Below are 19,414 nucleotides of genomic sequence, written 5' to 3'. Positions count from 1 at the left end.
ACTCTACATTCCCAACACAGCCGTTAAAAACTTTGGCACAGGCAACACTAAAAGGATTAAAATCACCAACGCCATAAATCCAATCGCCTCACGCCATCCATCAACCTCAACCACATCATTTAATGTCGGTTCATTTAATGCAGGCAACAACAATAATAAAACCGCCCAAAGCAGCAGATGAGGATACACAATCGCCAACCCAAGCAATAAAAATCGCGAAATCCGACCAATTCTCGCCCCGATCCGCCGTCCAAAGATAGCATGAACCATTCTCCCACCATCAAGCTGCCCGATCGGCATGAGATTAAATGCCGTGAATAATAATCCGATCCACCCCGCGATCGCTGTCGGATGTAATCGAATCGCTGCCTCCGCGGTCAACTCTTCCCCAAAGACTAACTTACTAAACAAGGCAAGCACGATCGACAATCTTGGATCAAGCGCCCGAAACTGAAAAATTCCGGTCTGTCCCTGAACCCCGACCAATTCCGACTGCACCAAGCCCCACGCTAACAGCGGAATGCTCACACTCAACCCCAAAAACGCCCCAACTAGCCCAATATCAAACAACGCCTTGCGATTCGGAATCCGCGATGCCAACCGCGTAAAGCCCCCAATCGTCCCAACGGGGAAAAAGGGCAGTGGAATAATCGGAATAAAATACGGCAACGTCGTTGCAACCTGAAATTTCCGTGCCGTGATGAAATACCCAAAACTGCGCGCACCAAAAAACATCAAAATTGCGATCGAATAAGGAAACCCATCCTCCAATAGTGCCGGAATCGTTGGCACTCGTCCAACCACCTGCAATCCTGCCCAAGTCGTCGTAAATAGCGTGAGAAATCCTAGCACAAACGCAAATCCAGGACGCAGCGCACCCGGCTGATGTTTTGCTTCAAACGCGGGCACAGAATTCAGCACCAATTCAAAAAATGGCTCTCCTGGAAAATATTCCTGAAAAATCACATCAAAGCGATCGCCAAACTGCGCCTCAATATTGGTCCGAATGATGTCATATGCCTTTTCCGGCGCAGTTCTCAGTTGTCCACGGCAAACAACTCCCTGCGGATGATACTCCAAATGCCGCAGGTAAAAAACTGACCAAGGAAAGCAGGTTTGCAAATTCGATTCTTCGGCTGGATTGAGAGGGCGGAGGCTGGCAAGACTAGGAGGTTGCAGATCGGGAATCGGTTCGGGCGGAACTGGCTCATCGATCGGCTCTGATCGAGAAATGCGCCCTCGTTGAATCAGATACAAGTACAACACCAAACAGCCTGCAAATAAAATTGCGGTATATCTCAGGGGCATCGTCTGTCCTTGTGACACAACGGTCCAGATCAACAGAATCAAGACAGGCAGCATTGCCACCAGCCACAGTAGCCACACGGGCGTGCGCGTGAGACTTGCGACCCACTGGGTAATAAATAGATAGGTGATCAGTCCGAGCAGCAGAAGCCAAATCATGAGCCGAAAAAAAGGGGTCTAGGGCATGGAAGAGAATTGCAGGATCTGGCACAATCAACGGTGGCGGTTTGCCATATTCTTTAGTTTGAACGATTTAGAAGTTTGTGCCCCTAGAATCTTCAATTCCTTTAACACCCCAGTCACGCCCTGCAAAAGCTCCACGTCTGGTTTTGACTGAGGAAACCTGTGCGCAGGATCGTCTTGTCCCAATTTTCGCATTTCCACCGAATCGTGACACACTCGGTGGAACATCCTATCTCATTGTAGAAAAAGAGGGAAATGTGCTGATCGACTGCCCAGCGTGGGATGAGCAGTCGCGATCGTTTCTCGATGCCCAAGGGGGTGTAAAACAGCTTGTGATCACGCATCGCGGCGGAATCGGCAAAGTTCGCGACATCCAATCGGCGTTTCACTGCGACGTGATCATTCAAGAGCAAGAAGCCTATTTACTCCCGAATCTTACCGTCACTCGATTTCAGGAAAATTTAATGATCTCGCCACATCTAGAGGTCATTTGGACTTCAGGACATTCGCCTGGAACCGCCTGTGTGTATTTGAATGCGTGCGGCGGTGTGCTCTTTTCGGGACGGCATTTAGTCGCAGATTCTCAAGGCAATCCTGTACCGCTCAGGACTGCGAAAACGTTTCACTGGCTGCGGCAAATTCGCAATGTGCAAAAATTACTCGATCGCTTCGATCGCGATACGTTGAATTGGATTTGTCCGGGTGGAAATATTGGCTTACTGCGAGGCAAAACAGCGATCGATCACGCCTACGAGAAATTAGCCCAGCTTGATTTGGAGCAGTGTGTCAAACAACAGCCTTTACTGTGATTGACGAATGGGAAGTTCGATCGTAAATTCTGTCCCCTGACCGGGTTTAGATTGGCACTTCAACCTGCCGTGATGTTGATCGGTGACAATTTGATAGCTAATTGCCAGACCCATTCCAGTACCTTTGCCCACAGGTTTCGTCGTAAAGAATGGGTCAAACATGCGAGCTTGTACCGATTCAGGAATCCCGACACCACTGTCTAGAATTCGGATTCGCACCCAGTTTGCACTGATAAATTCGGTGTGAATCTCAATCACTGGCGCACAAACTTCGCTGACTGCATCGATCGCATTCGTCAAGATCTGGAGGAAGACTTGATTTAAAGAACTCGCAAAACATTCCACCTTCGGCAGTTGGTTATAGAACTTTGAAACTGTGATTTTCGACTCAGCCTGATGCAGTCGGCTTTGCAGAATCGTTAAGGTACTTTCAATCCCGTCGTGAATGTTCACAGGTTTCAGTTGCGCTTCATCGAGTCGAGAAAAGTTACGCAGAGACAACACAATTTCTCGAATTCGTTCTGTTCCGGTTTGCATTGAATCAAAGATACTTTGCAGATCTTTGTAAATAAAATCGAGATTGATTTCCTCGATAAACGCTTCAATGTCTGGAATTGAATGACACTCATGAGTTTGATACAACTTAATCAACGCAACAAGATCCTGAAAGTAATTCATAGCGTGAATAATGTTGCCGTGAATAAACCCAATGGGATTGTTGATTTCATGAGCAATTCCGGCAACGAGTTGCCCCAGAGAAGACATCTTCTCACTGTGGATCAGTTGCGCTTGCGTTTTTTGAAGTTCTTGCAAGGCATTTTCTAGATCGATCGCTTGTTGTCTAAGCTTTTCTTCATTGGCTTTGCGATCGCTAATATCGCGCACAATGCTCAGAATACTGACGACTCCTCCGTTTGAGCCTCTAATGCTAGACGTATTACACAACGCCCAGTACCAGTCTCCATCTTTACGTCTAGCCCGAAACTCGATCGCAGATTGCCGCTCTCCAGTTTTCAAAAGCTCCTCGATGGAAGCTTGAACAATGTGCAAATCCTCAGGATGAATAAAGTCGGACAAGGGTTTGCCGAGCAGCTCTTTGGCTAAGAATCCAGAAATTTCAAAGACTTTAGGAGAAATATAAGTAAAGAGACCCGTGGGCGAAAAGGCACAAATTAAATCATTGGCATTTTCCACAAAGCTGCGAAACCGCGCTTCACTTTCTGCGATCGCGCATTCTGCCTGCTGGCGCTGGGCTTCAAGCTGCTTGCGATCGCTGACATCAGTGACAATGCCATCCCACACGATCGCTCCATCAATTTGCAGTTCCGGCTGTGAATGTCCTTCAATCCACTTGATCTTGCCAGAAGACAGAACATTCCGCCCTGACCATTTCCAGGGTTCAAGCGTTTCTGCTGAGTGTCGAATCGATTCTTCAAATGATGCGCGATCGTCGGGATGAATTTGACCAATCAGCAAGCCTGGATCTTCTTGAATTAACTCGGGTTCGACTTCATAGATGCGCTCAGAAACCCGGCTGACAAACGGAAAACTCACAGTTCCATCCGGCTCAAGCCGAAACTGATAAATCATACTGGGAATATTCGTTGCCAGACGTTGAAATCGAGCTTCGCTTTGTGTCAGTGCCTTCTCCACATTTTTTTGGGCACTGATATCGCGAACCAGGACTAAAGCTTCTGTCTCACTGTAACGGCGGACTCGAACTTCTTCGTATCGAATTTCATCGTTCCATTCGATCTGCTGTTCATACACTTGCATCTCATTCGTCGCGATCGCAGATGCAACATATTCCATCTGCTGTTGAGCGACTTCTGCTGGAATGATTTCATCTAAGCGTCTACCGTGCCAATCGAATTCTCGCCCGTATGCTTTGAAGTTTTTGGGGAGGTGATAGTCGAGGCAAACCCCGTTGCGATCAATCCGTAAGATTAAATCTGGGATTGCGTCTAATAAAATCTGATAATCGCGATCGCGCCCGCTGGAACTGGGGTTTGTCCACTGCTCAACACTCATTGCCTATCTTCATACAGGAATCTTTCGTAGAGTTCCCGATTTAAACTAGGCGCTTACCAATGCGATAGAATCATCCTTACGGGTGCGCTCGATCACATCGCAAGATCCTCAACGCATTGGCAGAGGCGGATTTTGAGCGATCGCTATATAATACTTTGCAAAATCCAAGATCTGCACTGGTGTAAGAGGCGTTTGAATTAATGTTGCCAAACCAAAAATCGTCTGCGCTCGGTTTTGCGCTGCTGTTAACGACTGTTGCAACGGTAAAACCCCTAGAATCGATCTTTGTTCCTCAAACTTTGGCTCAAGCCGCGCCCACAAGTTTCCCGTTTCCGTCTTCTGTGCCCTCAGGGACAACGATTCAAATTGATGGTTCGAGCAGTATGGTAACCATCAACCAGGCTTTGAAACAACGATTTGAGCAGCAATTTTCAGGCAGCACCATTAATCTCAACTACTCGGGCACGCCAGCTGGATTACAGGCATTGCGCGATGGCAAAATCGACCTCGCTGCGATCGGTCGTCCGCTCACCGCATCCGAACGCCAAGAAGGTTTAGTGCCTGTTGCCCTCGAACGCGGCAAAATTGCCATTATCACCAGTCCAGACAATCCCTTCAAAGGCGGGATCACCGTTGTTCAACTCGTCAAAATCGTTCGGGGTGAAATCACCGATTGGTCAGAATTAGGCGGCGCACCTGGAAAGATTCGGTTTATCGATCGCCCCGATCTCAGTGACACCCGGACAGCATTTCGGAACTATTCTGTCTTCATTCAACCGTCTGAGTCAGTCAGCAGCAGCAGTCCAATTCGTACCCCTGAAGACAGCACCCAAGCGGTTGCCCAACAGCTCGGTCAAGACGGCATCAGTTTTGCCCCTGCCAATCAAGTTTTAGGGAATTCCAGCGTCCGGATCGTGCCCATGCACAACACGTTGCCCAATGATCCCCGCTATCCGTTCTCACAGCCGTTCTACTACGTCCATAAGGCGACTCCTTCTCCGGGAGCCGCTGCACTGTTGGGTTACATTACTTCGGATGTAGGACGTAACTTAGTTCAAACCACAGAAAGCGATCCGGCTTCACTCGCTTTAGATCCTGCGACTCTCTTTGCCGCTGGAACGGCTGCAACGGTTGCCTCATTGAATCCAGGAAATCCAGGAAATATCGGCGCAGGTGCAGGTTCTTCTCCCGCTCCCGCCCCCTCTCCTGCTGGGGCTGCTACTCCAAATTCAACTTCAGGAACGGCTCCAGATAGACAAGCCCCAGATTCAACTGCTAATGCGCAAAAGATTGCAGAACAAGTTCCGGCTGGATCTGCCAATGAACCAACGATCGTCGGGCAAGTCCCGGCTGGATCTGCCAATGCGCAACCATCGTCTAACAACGACACGAGTAACAACGATAGTGGTATTCCAGGATGGCTCTGGTGGTTACTGCCACTCGGATTGGGAGCACTGCTTTTAGGTTGGCTTTTACGCGGTCGGCGATCGACTCCCTCAACTGCTGAAGTTCCACCTGCTGCGCCCTCTCCATCCTCTGCTCCAACAGCACCGCCTCCACCTCCGCCACTTATGACTCCGAGCGAACCTGATATCAGTCTGGCTTCTCGCGCGGAATCTGTGATCTCATCGGATCGCGCAGCGATCGCGGAAGTTCAACCCCCGACGATTCCCTCGGCTGCAATGGGTAGAGCAGCCGTCATTGCGGGTGCTGGAGCCGCTGCCGCAGCATCACAATTAGGACGTGCTGATGCGGGTGACAGTCCTGAACCGATCCCACAATCCACAAGTGAAGTCGAGCCACCTGCTGAGGTTGCGGGTGCTGGAGCCGCTGCCGCAGCATCACAATTAGAGCAAGCATTAGAGCACTCTGATGTCGAGGGCGTTCCTGAATCAACGACTGCTGCATCTGCAATTGAGGTCGAGCCGACTGCTGTGCCTGAGCGCCCCTTAGTTGAAATTCGAGAGATGCCGCCGATTGAAATGACAGCACCTTCAATCGAACCTCCCGAAGCTCCGCCTGAATCCGATTTTGATCTCTCTGGTGCAGCCGCTTTAGGGTTAGCTGGATTAGGGACTGCGGCTTGGATGAACCGGACTCGATCGGGAGTCCCACCCGAGCCGGAACCCCTTGTAACGTTAGATGCGATCGAGGATTTAGACGCGCCAGAAGATGCCATACTCGACCAACCTGCGATCGAGCTGAATCTCGATGAGGCACCCAGCGTTGTCGAAGCAGTTCCACAACCTTCTTACGAGCAGTTAGCGTTCGAGCAAGGCGTTGCACCGATCGAGGTGACTGACGCGACAGAACCGCTGGCCGAAAACTCAAACAATGCTCAAGGCATGATTCCAGAAATTGCTGCATTCGGTGGTGCTGCTGCCTTGGGAGTGGCAGGAATGGGGCAAGCGGGAGATAATTTTTCCGGGATTGATCCAGAACCGCAGTTAGAAGAAGTGATCGAGCCAGAGGACATCGACGAAACTCCTGCGAGTGTTGAATCTTCTGATCTAGAAATTATCGATGCTGAGCCGATCTCCGACGATGAAGCGCGCTCAATTATGGATAATTCTGAAGCACAAGTGATCGAACTTGAGGAGCCACCTATAATTGCGGCAACTTCTGAAGTCGAATCTGTAGAAGCAAGTTCTTCTATTCCAGAAATTGCTGCTTTAGGTGGAGCCGCAACAGCAGCAGGGTTAGCAGGCATCGCAGGTTCTCGCTTAGCAGATCAAGAAGCCAATCTTGAATCTCCTCAGCCAGAAGCGCCCGACACTCAGGAGACACCTGCCATGATTGATCCTTCTCAACCCGATGCAAGCGCAGCATCTACAGACGAATCTACAGACGAATCTGCATTACCCGGAATCGCCGCAGTCGGCGGAATCGCTACCGGAATGGTCGGTATGGCAATGGCACGATCGGATGAGGGTCAAACGATCGTAGAATCGGCGCGGTTTGATGTCGGACAGACCGATTTGTCGAGTGAAGCTTTAGCGGATGTGGATGAAGGCTTACCGGATTTACCAGATGGCTACGGGGACAGTCGGATTGTGCTGATGCCGCGCGATCCGCAATGGGCTTACGCCTATTGGGACATTCCTAACGAACACAAATCCGAACTGCGTAATCAAGGCGGACAGAATTTAGTGCTGCGATTGTACGATGTCACGGATGTCGATTTAGCGCATCAAAGCCCGCACAGTTTGCAGCAGTTTGCCTGTGACGAAATGGCGCGCGATTGGTATTTGCCGATTCCTGTCAGCGATCGCGATTACATTGCAGAAATTGGGTACATGAGCGGGGATGGACGCTGGTTGATGCTGGCGCGATCACACTCTGTACGCATTCCTCCAGCTTATCCGTCTGCCTGGGAAAACGATCAATTCGTCACGATCGACTGGGAAGAAGAACTCACAGGTAAAACTTTCTTGACATTAGGATCACCCGCCGCTGAAAGTGAAATAGGCAGTCCGAATGGCATGTATGATCAGATCTTCGACCTGTCACAAGGCGCAGAACTGCAACGCATGGCTGGATCGATTTTCGGTTCAATGCAGCAGGTTCCGGCTGCCGCTGTCAGTTCGTTTGTGTTCCCGTCGGGGATGGGAATGTGGGCATTGCCAACGGTTTCGGGCATGTCAGGCATTGGCATGTCAGGAGTCGGCATGTTCTCAGGTAGTGCGATTCCGGCTCGTCCGCGCAAATTCTGGCTGGTTGCAGATGCGGAACTGATTATCTACGGGGCAACAGAACCGGATGCGACTGTCTCGATCGGCGGACAAATCATTCCGCTCAATCCAGACGGAACCTTCCGATTCCAGATGTCCTTCCAAGATGGTTTAATCGATTATCCGATCTTGGCAGTCGCGAAAGATGGGGAACAAACGCGATCGATTCATTTGAAGTTCAATCGCGAAACCCCCAGCCGCAATACGAATACCAAGGATGAAGCGATCGATGAGTGGCAATGATAACAGGAAGGGAGAATGAAAAAGTTAATTCAAGGACATCAGCAGTTTTGGGAAAGCTATGTGCCGTCTCATTTGGATCAGCTTGAGGAACTGTCGCATGGGCAGAAGCCCAGAGTGCTGTTCATTACTTGCTCGGATTCGCGGATTGATCCAAATTTGATCACCCAAGCGGGTATTGGTGAACTGTTTGTGATTCGCAACGCAGGCAATATTATTCCACCGTTTGGAGCCGCGAACGGCGGAGAAGGAGCAGCGGTTGAATATGCGATCGCGGCTTTAGACATTCAGCAAATTATTGTCTGTGGACATTCGCATTGTGGCGCAATGAAAGGCTTGTTGAAGTTGAACAAGCTTCAGGAAGACATGCCCCTAGTATATGACTGGCTCAAACATGCTGAGGCAACTCGCAGATTAGTCAAAGAAAATTACAGTCAGTACAGCGGCGAAGAATTGCTTGAAATTACGATCGCAGAAAACGTCCTGACTCAAATCGAAAATCTCAAAACTTATCCGGTCGTTCATTCCCGTCTATATCAAGGCAAGCTAGAAATTTACGGCTGGGTTTATCACATTGAAACGGGTGAGCTTTTGGCATTTGATCCGGAGACCCATGCTTATGTGCCACCTCAAAGCCAGCTTTCGCCGCGTGAACTGGGCGCATTTTATGAGAAAACCAGCGCGCCACCCGTGGCTTGTAATTTGCCTCACAAAGAGGACAATGGCAAGGGTCAGTTGCGCCAACCTGTGACGATTCGCTCTCAAGTCAAATCCGCTGAGCCTGTCCCTCAAACCGAGGTTATGCCTTGGTTGACGGCTGAGCAAGCCCAACGGATTTATCAAGGATCAAAGCGGTAGAATGCACTATTTGGGGCGGATCGTCGCCCCTTAAAAAGTTTGAGCATTGAACGCAAAGTGATGTTTTTACAATGCGCTCTTAAAGCGCTTTCACAAGCGAATCATCGTAGATAGATTTCACATCTAGCGGTTGTTGAACGACTTTAAAATCGTAAGCAGCTTTCGCAACTAGCTCGAAATTTTTAATCGCATTGTTCGGATTTTGAGGATTGAACCCGATCGTTTTGTTGCCCTCAATATCAAACAATGCAATTCCCGTAAGCTGTGCGCGCAGTTCTGAAGAGGAAGTCCCTAAACGTTGAGCAGCAAGCGCGATCGCAGATTCATCTCCGGCTTCTAGCAATTTAATTCCTTTGTCGGCTGCTTTCAGAAATGTCAGCAAATCGGCTCTGCGATCGGAAATTAACTGCGATCGTGTAACCAGCACATCTGCAATCAAATTTGTACCCTTGGTACTAAAGAGAAGCTCTCCGCCGCCTTCCTTCAATGCCTTGGTTAGAAATGGCTCGTAAGTGACAGCAGCATCTACCCGTTGTGCATTAAATGCAGCGGCAGCAGCGGCAGCAGACATATCTTTAATCTTGAGATCCTTTTCGCTCAGCCCCCCTTTTTCCAGATAAGCCCGCAGGAAAACCTTCTCAAACAATACATTTTCACGAGCTACTGTTTTGCCTTTGAGATCTGCCGCAGTCTTAATTCCACGTCCGACAATGCCATCTGCCCCATTCGAGTAATCACACAGAAAGATAATTTTTAGACTGGGGTCTTTTCCAGCCATATCAATCACATCCCCGGCTGTCACCCAAGCCAAGTCCGTTTTTCCTGCTAGAAACGCATCAATTTGCTCAGTGGTTGACTGATACAAAATATCTTGAATTCTCAGTCCTGCTTGCCCATAAAAATCTTTTTTCATGGCAATATGATGCCCTGAATAGCCAGACCAAGGCGTTGCAGAAACAGCGAGAGGAGTCGATTGAGGAGAACAAGCAACTGACCAGAAAAACGTAATACAGGCAATAATGATCAGGCTAATAGACCGAGGCTTAAACATCTACAGATTCCTTGAGAACCATAAAATAGCGCCAGCCTCTTGCAGAACTGGCGCTGAAATAGATATTAAGCTGAGAGTATGATGCAGTTCAGAAAGCACAGGTAGAATTCAGCATTCTGGCTGACGATCGCCAATCAGTCCTCGCTCAAGCTGCAAAACTCATCAGTCGTCAGCAAAAGTTCGCCATACTCTGGAACCCAAGCGAGCCATTGATCCTCAGCCACTTGGCAAAGAAGCCGCCCCTGGTCAGAACTGTAAGCTGTCGGGGGATTGAGCAACTGCACCCACATCGATGGCGTAAATCGCGGAGCGCAGGAAATCGATTGTGCTTGAAGCATCTGCCAGCCAGCACCCGATCGATCGAACCCATAAATTTCTGAATTAAGAGACATAAGCAAACTTCTCTGAAGCGAAGAGTCAAATCTGTAGCTTATAATACATTTTTTTATCCTTCAGGGCAGGATCTGTATTAGAAAGTTACCTGAAAACCCCCAGAGGTCGCGCCTACCGACTGGGGGTTGATCAGATTCGAGTCATCTAGACGTTTGGCTTCAGATCAGCGTTGCGTTCTGCAAAGTACTTATTCAAGAAGGTACTTGCCAATGACAGAATCACCGGAGCCACGAGGAATGAAATCAGTCCGTGTGCTTGGAAACCTGGAACTAAAGCCGCCGCTAGGGTAAAACAAATACCGTTAATCACGATCGAGAATAAGCCCAACGTTACTAAGTTAATCGGCAACGTCAAAAGCGACAAAATCGGCTTCACAAAGGTATTGATTAAACCAATCACAATCCCTGCAATCATCGCAACTGCAAAGCTTTCAATATTCACGCCCGGTAAAACAATATCGACGACAAGTAAGCTCAGTGCAGTCACTAAAATCGTTAGAACATATCCCATGAGTTTTCCCTCAAATCTATCAATACGGATTTTTTCTAACCCTAATCGTGACTGATCTGCTGAGGAAATCCCCTCTCCATCCAGGTAGATTTCAATCTCTTTCGGAAGTCGCTGCTGATTCACGGGGATGTTTACTATTGCCCTCCAAACTTCCATCAACTGGAGCTAGACGTTTTGCAGGTTTTCTCAAGCGATCTTCAAATCCTTTAATCACAATATAAAGGACAGGAACAATGAACAAACTTAGGAAAGTTGCGACAACCATCCCACCGACGATCGCAGTTCCCAAAGATTGACGAGCCGCCGCTCCAGGTCCAGTTGCAATCACCAAAGGAAGTGCGCCGATCGCAGTTGAGATCGCAGTCATGAGAATTGGTCTTAACCGTTCTCGTCCTGCTGCAACGACTGCACTCGCAATTCCTTTACCGGCAGCACGCTCCTCATTGGCAAATTCAACAATCAGAATCGAGTTTTTACTCGCCATCCCGATCAGCATCACGAAGCCGATTTGAGTGTAGACATCATTTGCAGTCCCCCGCAAGAGAACAGCTAAGAGTGCGCCTAGAATTGCTAGGGGCACAGTCAGCATGATGATCACTGGATCAATGTAGTTCTCATACTGAGCAGCTAGGGTAAGAAACACAAAGACGATCGCTAATCCGAAAATAAAGAACGCTGCGCCCCCGGATTCGATTTCTTCCAGTGAAAGCCCTGACCATTCAAAGCCAAAGCCTCTCGGTAAGGTTTCTCTAGCAACCGCCTCCATCGCTTGAATGGCTTGCCCAGAGCTTGCCCCCGGTGCCGGAGCGCCGTTCAACTCGATCGAGCGGAACAAGTTGTAGTGAGTGATAATCGATGGTCCTGTATTTTGGGTGACTTTGACTAAGTTCCCCATCGAAATCATCTGTCCAGTTGTACTGCGAACATACAGCTTTTTAATATCTTCAGGGTTCGATCGATATTGTTGATCCGCCTGAACATAGACGCGATACGCTCGGTTGAACTGGTTAAAGTCATTCACATAGGTAGACCCGAGAAAGACTTGTAAGGTATTGAAAATATCATCGAGCGGAACTTGCAGTTGATTGGCGCGATCGCGATCCACTTCTACCGCGATTTGCGGCGTATTCCCGTTAAAGTTCGGACGTAATTGAGCAATCTGAGGACTTTGCGGCGAAGGATAAGCGGTTGCACGACCAATAAATTTACCCAAAGTCTCACCCATCGCTTGGAAGCCTAAATTGGTGCGATCCTGCAAGTGAAACTCAAATCCACCAAAGTTGCCAATTCCAGAAATAGCAGGCAAATTAAACGGCAGCACAACCGCTTCCTGAATCGATGCCATCTTGGGGAACAGTCCGAAAGGTTTTGGGAAAAACCCACCAATAATCGAGTCTAAAGATTGATCTGCACCGCGACGCTGATCCCAAGGTTTCAGGGTAGTAAAGATGATTCCGTTATTCGGAGTTGCGCCACTAAAGCTAAATCCGCCGACTGCAAAAATGTTGGCAACTTCTGGTTGAGCTTTGAGAATCGCTTCTGCTTTTTCTAAAACTTTTTCGGTATAGCCAAGCGAAACCCCTTCAGGCGCTTGCACAATTGTGATAAACACCCCTTGATCTTCATCAGGGATAAAGGCTTGCGGCACAAGGTTATAGACAAAGTAGGTCAGCGCTAATGCTCCTGCAAAAAAGGTCAAGACTAATCCTTTTTTGCGCACGACGCGATCGAGGTTTCTTGCATAAGCATCACGAGTTTTATCAATGCCCCAATTCACCCGCCGGAAGAACCAGTTATTGCTAGCCGTTTGTCCACGACGCAGCAGTAACGCAGACAGCATCGGTGTAAACGTCAACGCGTTAAAGGTAGAAACTGCGACCGAAAATGTGATTGTTAAAGCAAATTGTCGATAGAGTTGTCCGGTTGTTCCTGGGAAAAATGCCACCGGAACAAACACGGTCATCAAGACCAATGAAGTTGCAATCACCACTCCAGATAAAGTGTTCATTGATGCGATCGCAGCTTCCACTGGATTCATATCTTCATCTTGAATCCGCCGAGTGATGTCTTCAATAATCACGATCGCATCATCGACTACTAAACCCGTTGCTAGGGTTAAGCCAAATAGCGTCAGCGTATTGATCGAAAATCCCAGGATCTTGACAAAGATGAAGGTGCCAAGAAATGCGATCGGAATCACGATCGACGTGATCAGTGCTGCTCTCCAGTCTTGGAGAAACAAGAACAAAATCAAGACAACTAAGATAATTGCCTGAATCAGCGAATCAACAACCTCACGTGCCCCTGCTTCAATAAAGACAGTCGTATCAAATGCTACGTCATACTTTAGTCCAGGCGGAAAGTTACTCGATAAGCGTTGCATCTCATCTTTGACAGCTTTTGCCACATCTAGCGCGTTACTGCCAAACTGTTGGTTCACTCCTAACCCAACGCCTCGATGCGTCACGCGATCTTGCGTCGTAAATCGCAGCAATGATCCATAATTCTCAGCCCCAAGTTCAGCCCGACCGACATCTCTCAGCCGCACTAAAGCGCCAGACTGTGCCGTTCGGATGACTAAGTTATTAAATTCCTCAGCTTCTTTGAGTCGTCCTTGTGCCGTGACTGAATATTGGTATTCCTGTCCGGGGACTGCTGGCGCTTGCCCAATCTGTCCCGCCCCAACTTGCACGTTTTGCTGTCTGAGCGCTTGCACGACATCTTGCGGCGTTAACGTTCGAGCAGCAAGCCGTTCTGGGTCGAGCCAAATCCGCATGGCGTAAGTTCGTTCACCAAAGATCTGGACTTCGCCCACGCCTTTCAGCCGTCGCAAAGCATCTCTCAAATACAAATCTGCATAGTTACTCAAGTACAGATCATCATAGAAATCTTGATTTTTCTTGGGGTCTTTTTCCGAGTAAATCCCGATCGCGAGTAGAAAATTATTGTTTGTTTTAGTGACCTGAACTCCAGTTTGAGTCACAGGACCAGGTAAGCGCGATTGCACAGTCGAAACGCGATTCTGCACATCAACAGCAGCTAAATCCTGATCTCGTCCTAAATCAAACGTCAGGTTAATGTTACTTACACCATTATTGGCACTGGTCGATTTGATGAACTTAACGCCAGTAATCCCGTTCAACTCGCGCTCTAGAATGTTCGTGACGGTCGATTCAACGACTTCAGCATTCGCACCGACGTAGTTCGCTGTCACCCCAACTTGAGGCGGAGCAATGTCTGGATATTGCGCGATCGGTAACGTCGGAATACAAGCAATCCCTAACAGTGTGATGACAATCGAACACACTGTCGCAAACACAGGACGTTTAATAAAAAAATCGGAAACAGACAAAATCACCATAATAGATTCACGCCTGTGAAAGGACTATTGTGAGAGGGCTATTGCTGAGAAGACTGTTGAGCAGGAACTTGAGCAGCATCCATGATCGCAGCACAATTTTGCAGTTGCAAAATTCCAGAAGTAATAATGCGATCGTTGGCGCTCAGTCCTTCGACGACTTCTTGTTCATTGCCAATAATTCTGCCGAGTTGAATCGGCTTTTGGGCTGCAACTAACATGTCCGGATTCGCTTCAAATTTTCCGCCCCCTTGAGGTGCGGCTGGCTCTGAACACCCCGATGCACTTAGCGGAGCAGCAACAAAAATAAAATCTCTTCCCCCTAATCGAGAGATTGCCGTTGTGGGCACGAGTACGCCAGGTCGATTACTCCAAACAACGCGCGCGCGCACAAATTGCGAAGGTCGCAAGTTCCGCACATTCTCAAAAACTGCTTTTGCTTGCACTGATTGCGTAGTCGAATCAACATTCGGGGCAACAAAGGAAATTCGACCTGTCTGTACTTCTTTGCCTTGATCATCGAGCAGTTTGACAGGTAAGCCTAACCGCAAAGCACTTGATCGCTCTAACGGGACTTGAATCTGAACTTCTAATTGCTGATTCTGAGTAATATTCAACAATTGGGAGGTCGGACTCACTGTATCACCGACTTTAATCGGGATTTCCCCAACGGTTCCAGTAAAAGGAGCAGTGATCGTATAGTACTGCAATTGAGCTTGTCCCTCTGCAATATTGGCTTGGGATTGTTCAAAAGCTCGGCGATTTCGCTCAACGACGGATTGCGCGCGGCTAATCGCAGAACGTTGCGCAGCAATATCTGCATCTGCTTGTCTCAAGGCTGCTTGAGCAGTCTGTAGAGCATTTAAACGCTGATCAAGAATTTGTTTACTGGTTGCGCCCTGTCTTTGCAATTCGACAAAGCGATCGTACTCTTTCTGGTTCAATTGCACGTTTGAAAGTGCTGTCGCACGCTGAGCTTGCAGCGATCGTAAAGTTTGCTGTTCGTTTTCAACATCTGCTTGGGCTGAATCAATGTCCGCTGCTGCCGTTTGCGATGCCGATTGCCGACTCGCAACTTGAGCACGTTGTTCGCGATTGTCAATTTGTAAAATAGCTTGCCCGGCAGTCACTTGCTGACCAGGTCTGACATAGATTTGCGAAATCTGTCCACTGACCTGCGGTTGAAGCGTAATGGATTGCCGAGAATCTAAGGTAGCGGCATAGTCAGAGCTATCTTCGATCGTTGAACTTTTCGGGTTTGCCAACGGGACTGGAGTCGGTTGAGGCTTCATCTGACTCACAATCATCAGAGGCAGAATAATCCGATTAAAGACAATCCAACCCAATCCGCCAACAACTGCAAGTCCAATTAACCCTGGAATCAGAAATTTACGCCAGCGCGGACGACGAGGCGGCAATTCTGAAACTGGGGCATCTGTCTGAGCGAATCCAGCGCGATCGGTATTTTCGCCATTCATATTCAAAGTGCTGTCAGGAGGGTTGAATGAAACGGTAGAAGGGGCGAAATCGTCGATCTCAAACTACCGAGCGGTCTTAAAGAAGCTGAGAAACAGATGTATTATTTTAAGAATTCTACCAGAGCATTTCGTACATTACTAAGAATACGAACCATATTGTCTCACTCCACAGGTAGATCTTAGCAACAAAAAAACTAGCTCCGTCTATCTTTTCGAGAGTGAGCATAGCCTTGTACCTCGATCTAAGTTTTGCCCGACTAGTAGAAGATCCTTATGATAATCTCGAACACCCAAAGGCGCAAAAAATTCCAGCACAAACAGCACTGGAATTTTTCTGTTAGCTCTCTGTGCCTACTCTATGTACCCAGTCATCCCCAAGGTGAGCCGAATCGACGATGGCTTATAGCTTGGATGAGAGAGAAACTTTGGGTTCTTCAGAAATCGGAGTTTCTTCGCGCTTTGGCTTGCGATGAATCCGAATGCCTAGAAAGATGTCATAGACAAATCCTAAGAAATCTTCTTTCAAAAGCCCGATCGATTGGGGTGATCCCTTCTCATCCAAAATTGGCTTCGCTGCATAATAAGCAGCTTCATACTTATACCAAGGGACAGCAGGCCATAGATGATGCACCAAGTGATAGTTCTGACCCATAATCAGCCAGTTCAAAATCCTACTCGGATAGACTCTCGCATTCAACCAACGATCTCGTTCCTTAAATGGACGATGAGGCAAATAGTCAAAGAATAATCCCAAGACTAACCCCACGATCGCTAAAGGCACAAACCAAAAATTGAACACATATCCCAGAAAATGAAACTGGCACGCAGCGTAGATTACAAGCGCCAAAGATAGCCGTGCCAAGAACCACTCAAAGAGTTCATTCTTCTTCCATAATTTGCGCTGGAAGAAGAAGAATTCGTGATACATAAACCGTGCATTGATGATCCACAAGGGTCCGAATGTAGATACAACATGATCTGGATCGTTTTCTGGATCATTCACATGAGCATGGTGCTGAATATGAACCCTCGTAAAGACGGGGTAAGAGAAACAGAGGAGGAATGCGCTCCCGTGACCCAAAATTGCATTCATCACTTTATTGCGATGAGCCACACCATGACAGGCATCGTGGATGACTGTTCCAACCATATGTAATGCCAAGACATTAAGGCAGAAACTAATCCAATCCACCCATCCCCAAAACCAATATCCTAACGTCGAGATAATTGCGATCGCGACCGACAGCAAAAAGATCAACAACGTTGGATTAAAATCACCAGGCGCTCCCAGTAACTCCCTTGGAATCGTCAGGGGCTTCGTTGCCGCCTCCGACATCACACCGTCTCTCCTTGCGAATACTCAGAAAAGTATACGTCAAGGCATGTCTTTAAGTTAAGTAACGGCTTTCTAAGATTTTGCAATCGACCCGTTCGCTTCTCTCTAAAGGTAGATTCTTTTGCAGTTGGGAACTTCAGAAGATCAATTTAGGTCAATCCAGTTAGAACGCCGTTCAGAGTTCAAATCTTTCTAAATTAATTCACAACGATCGAGGTTGATTCCCATGTCGCTACGACCTGTAAGCTGGGCAAAAAATAAAAATAAAGTAGTTCGAGGAACGTTACTTTCGTTGAGTGCGATGATGATCGCAAGTAGTGCAGCTGTAGCACAAACGGCTCCAGGCGATGTCATCATTCCCACTGAACCCGATCGGGGCGGTTCAACCACGATTCCGGTTCCCAATCCGGACGGTTCAACTACGATTCCTTCTCCCACGGCTGCGGGCACTCGGTTTGCTTGCCGGGTGAACAATGGACAAAATACGGTGATGTATTTCCCGGAAAATCAGCCGAATCAGGCTTATCCGTGGGCAGTTCCCAGCAATATGGGTGGGGGCTGGGATGCTCTACGTCGGTGTAATGAAATTGCGCGTCGTCTTGAATCATATCGCCCTGATGGTCTGCGAGAAATGACGACTGGCGTTGAGAATGGCTACAACACGATTTGTGTCACGACGGATCGGGTGCCAAGCTGCCGAATTGTGTTGACGGTTCCCAATGGACAAGATCCGTTAGCGACCCGCGATCGTGTTTTCCAAAATCTCTCAGTAGCGGATAGTGGTCAGCAAACCCAAGGCGTTCTAACTTATGGCAGTGGTCGTTCTGATGTGCTTGACCAGTTGGGGAATCTGCTTGGAGTTCGAGGTCGTCGATCGACTGCGGTGACGAATGGTCCAATTAATCTCAAGCCCTTCCTGTCTCGTTCAGATCGAGGAACTGGGGAAAAATTAGTCGGTGGGGTGCAGACTCGGACAAATCGTCCGGCAGTTCAATCGACTCCTCGGATTTTTCAACGCCGCTAAGGGTAGGGAGATGAGGAGATAGGGAGTCAATCCCTAATCTGGGAAAAACTTTTTTCCTTCTCCTCTTTTTGCTCAAAAACAGTAAAAGGAGCGAGATTAAATCTCGCTCCTTTTACTGTTTAGATACTGGGGCGCTAGGATTCGAACCTAGGAAATGCCGGGACCAAAACCCGGTGCCTTACCGCTTGGCTACGCCCCAACGCGCTGCCTTACGTATATTAACACTAAACCCCAAGAATATGTCAAGAATTTTTAGAGACATACAAATCTTGGTATCAAGTCGCACTGCTTCCGAGTTGAGATGTTGCGTATGATGAAGAGATAAAAATCTAGTTTTTTATCTCACGCTGATTGGGAGCCGCACGATCGTGAATGCAGCAGAACAAGCGACTAGTTTAGAAACCGCGAGCAAGATTGCAACGATTACAAATTTAATTAAAACTGACTTCCCAGATGCACGAGTCGATCTCAAACCTTGGGCAAATGACCCAGACACCCGTGAACAAGTTGATCCAGACTCGATCGATATCGGATTTCATTTTCCAGGGCGCAGTCGCTTGTTTCAGTGCCGCAGTGTCCTAATTCAGATTCGCTTTCACTCAGATGATGAAACTCACATCAGACGAGCGATTGGCGTTGAGACCGCTGGATTTGATCACCAAGGTAAACAGTGGCAGATGTCCACCGTTCAGGATTGGATTGCTGAAGGAGAAGGTCAACCCGCACCCGAATCGGTGATGCGATTGAAAGAATTTTGTCAGCGAGTTTTAGAAGTCTTCAATCAAACTGCGTGAGATCCGGTTGCCAGCGATAGCGATTCAAACTCAGTTGGGTCGCTTTGAAAACAATGCCTTCGGCTTCTAAACGCGATCGCTGAATATGATCCATCCCTTCTCGACGCGGCGACATCGAGATTTCTCCTTTAGCATTCACGACTCGATGCCAAGGCACAGCCAACGTGTCATCTGTGGCGCGAAATAGGGCATATCCGACTAAACGCGCTTGTCTCGGCAGTCCTGCAAGCTCTGCAACTTGTCCATACGTTGCGACTTGCCCATAAGGAATTTGGCGAACGACGGAGTAGATTTTCTGATACTTCGACATTCT

Annotated in this window: 14 protein-coding genes and 1 tRNA gene; 5 read left to right on the top strand and 10 right to left on the bottom strand. The window is 48.2% G+C overall.

The annotated features are described in order from the left end of the window. Window positions 1–3: 3 nt before the first annotated feature. A complete protein-coding gene (locus OU814_RS10200; RefSeq protein ID WP_268182476.1) occupies window positions 4–1,464 on the bottom strand; it encodes a site-2 protease family protein in 1,461 nt (486 codons plus the stop codon). Between the two features lie 104 nt (window positions 1,465–1,568). Between OU814_RS10200 and OU814_RS10195 the strand changes: the two genes are divergently transcribed. Further along, window positions 1,569–2,297, top strand: coding sequence for an MBL fold metallo-hydrolase (locus OU814_RS10195; protein WP_268182474.1), 729 nt, complete (start codon window positions 1,569–1,571; stop codon window positions 2,295–2,297). Here OU814_RS10195 and OU814_RS10190 read toward each other — a convergent pair. Next, window positions 2,289–4,328 (bottom strand): PAS domain S-box protein, encoded by a 2,040-nt coding sequence (locus OU814_RS10190; protein WP_268182472.1) that lies wholly within the window; start codon window positions 4,326–4,328, stop codon window positions 2,289–2,291. The two genes, OU814_RS10195 and OU814_RS10190, sit on opposite strands and share 9 nt — an antisense overlap. Window positions 4,329–4,528: 200 nt before the next feature. Here OU814_RS10190 and OU814_RS31315 point away from each other — a divergent pair, with 200 nt between their 5' ends. Together OU814_RS31315 and OU814_RS10175 are read left to right on the top strand one after the other, a co-directional pair. Then, entirely contained in the window at window positions 4,529–8,302 is a 3,774-nt protein-coding gene (locus tag OU814_RS31315; RefSeq protein ID WP_326498296.1) for a DUF4912 domain-containing protein, read from the top strand. Window positions 8,303–8,317: 15 nt separating this feature from the next. Then, entirely contained in the window at window positions 8,318–9,157 is an 840-nt protein-coding gene (locus OU814_RS10175; protein WP_268182469.1) for a carbonic anhydrase, read from the top strand. 79 nt (window positions 9,158–9,236) lie between these two features. On the opposite strand, the gene OU814_RS10170 is transcribed toward OU814_RS10175, so the two are convergent. From OU814_RS10170 to crtR, 6 genes are all read right to left on the bottom strand, one after another. Continuing rightward, window positions 9,237–10,208 (bottom strand): ABC transporter substrate-binding protein, encoded by a 972-nt coding sequence (locus tag OU814_RS10170; RefSeq protein ID WP_268182467.1) that lies wholly within the window; start codon window positions 10,206–10,208, stop codon window positions 9,237–9,239. 134 nt (window positions 10,209–10,342) lie between these two features. Continuing rightward, entirely contained in the window at window positions 10,343–10,600 is a 258-nt protein-coding gene (locus OU814_RS10165) for a hypothetical protein (RefSeq protein WP_017285832.1), read from the bottom strand. A gap of 145 nt (window positions 10,601–10,745) precedes the next feature. Then, window positions 10,746–11,111, bottom strand: coding sequence for a phage holin family protein (locus tag OU814_RS10160; RefSeq protein ID WP_026148352.1), 366 nt, complete (start codon window positions 11,109–11,111; stop codon window positions 10,746–10,748). A 91-nt stretch (window positions 11,112–11,202) separates the two neighbouring features. Next, window positions 11,203–14,472: an efflux RND transporter permease subunit gene (locus tag OU814_RS10155; RefSeq protein WP_268182462.1), complete on the bottom strand. Its 3,270-nt coding sequence runs from the start codon at window positions 14,470–14,472 to the stop codon at window positions 11,203–11,205. 38 nt (window positions 14,473–14,510) lie between these two features. Further along, window positions 14,511–15,947, bottom strand: coding sequence for an efflux RND transporter periplasmic adaptor subunit (locus OU814_RS10150; protein ID WP_017285829.1), 1,437 nt, complete (start codon window positions 15,945–15,947; stop codon window positions 14,511–14,513). A gap of 400 nt (window positions 15,948–16,347) precedes the next feature. Then, a complete protein-coding gene (gene crtR / locus OU814_RS10145) occupies window positions 16,348–17,283 on the bottom strand; it encodes a beta-carotene hydroxylase (protein WP_017285827.1) in 936 nt (311 codons plus the stop codon). 226 nt (window positions 17,284–17,509) lie between these two features. Between crtR and OU814_RS10140 the strand changes: the two genes are divergently transcribed. Next, window positions 17,510–18,307, top strand: coding sequence for a COP23 domain-containing protein (locus OU814_RS10140; RefSeq protein ID WP_017285826.1), 798 nt, complete (start codon window positions 17,510–17,512; stop codon window positions 18,305–18,307). Between the two features lie 126 nt (window positions 18,308–18,433). Here the strand turns inward: OU814_RS10140 and OU814_RS10135 are convergent. Then, a tRNA-Gln gene (locus OU814_RS10135) sits at window positions 18,434–18,506 on the bottom strand. 169 nt (window positions 18,507–18,675) lie between these two features. Here OU814_RS10135 and OU814_RS10130 point away from each other — a divergent pair. Then, on the top strand, window positions 18,676–19,101 hold the full coding sequence (locus OU814_RS10130) for a hypothetical protein (RefSeq protein ID WP_017285825.1): 426 nt from the start codon (window positions 18,676–18,678) through the stop codon (window positions 19,099–19,101). Here OU814_RS10130 and OU814_RS10125 read toward each other — a convergent pair. Beyond that, window positions 19,085–19,411, bottom strand: a complete 327-nt coding sequence (locus OU814_RS10125; RefSeq protein ID WP_190653003.1) for an MGMT family protein — start codon at window positions 19,409–19,411, stop codon at window positions 19,085–19,087. The two genes, OU814_RS10130 and OU814_RS10125, sit on opposite strands and share 17 nt — an antisense overlap. Window positions 19,412–19,414: the final 3 nt, after the last annotated feature.

The sequence above is a fragment of the Leptolyngbya sp. GGD genome (genome assembly GCF_026735145.1).
Taxonomy (GTDB): Bacteria; Cyanobacteriota; Cyanobacteriia; order Leptolyngbyales; family Leptolyngbyaceae; genus Leptolyngbya; species Leptolyngbya boryana.
This window is presented reverse-complemented; position numbering and strand designations above follow the sequence as displayed.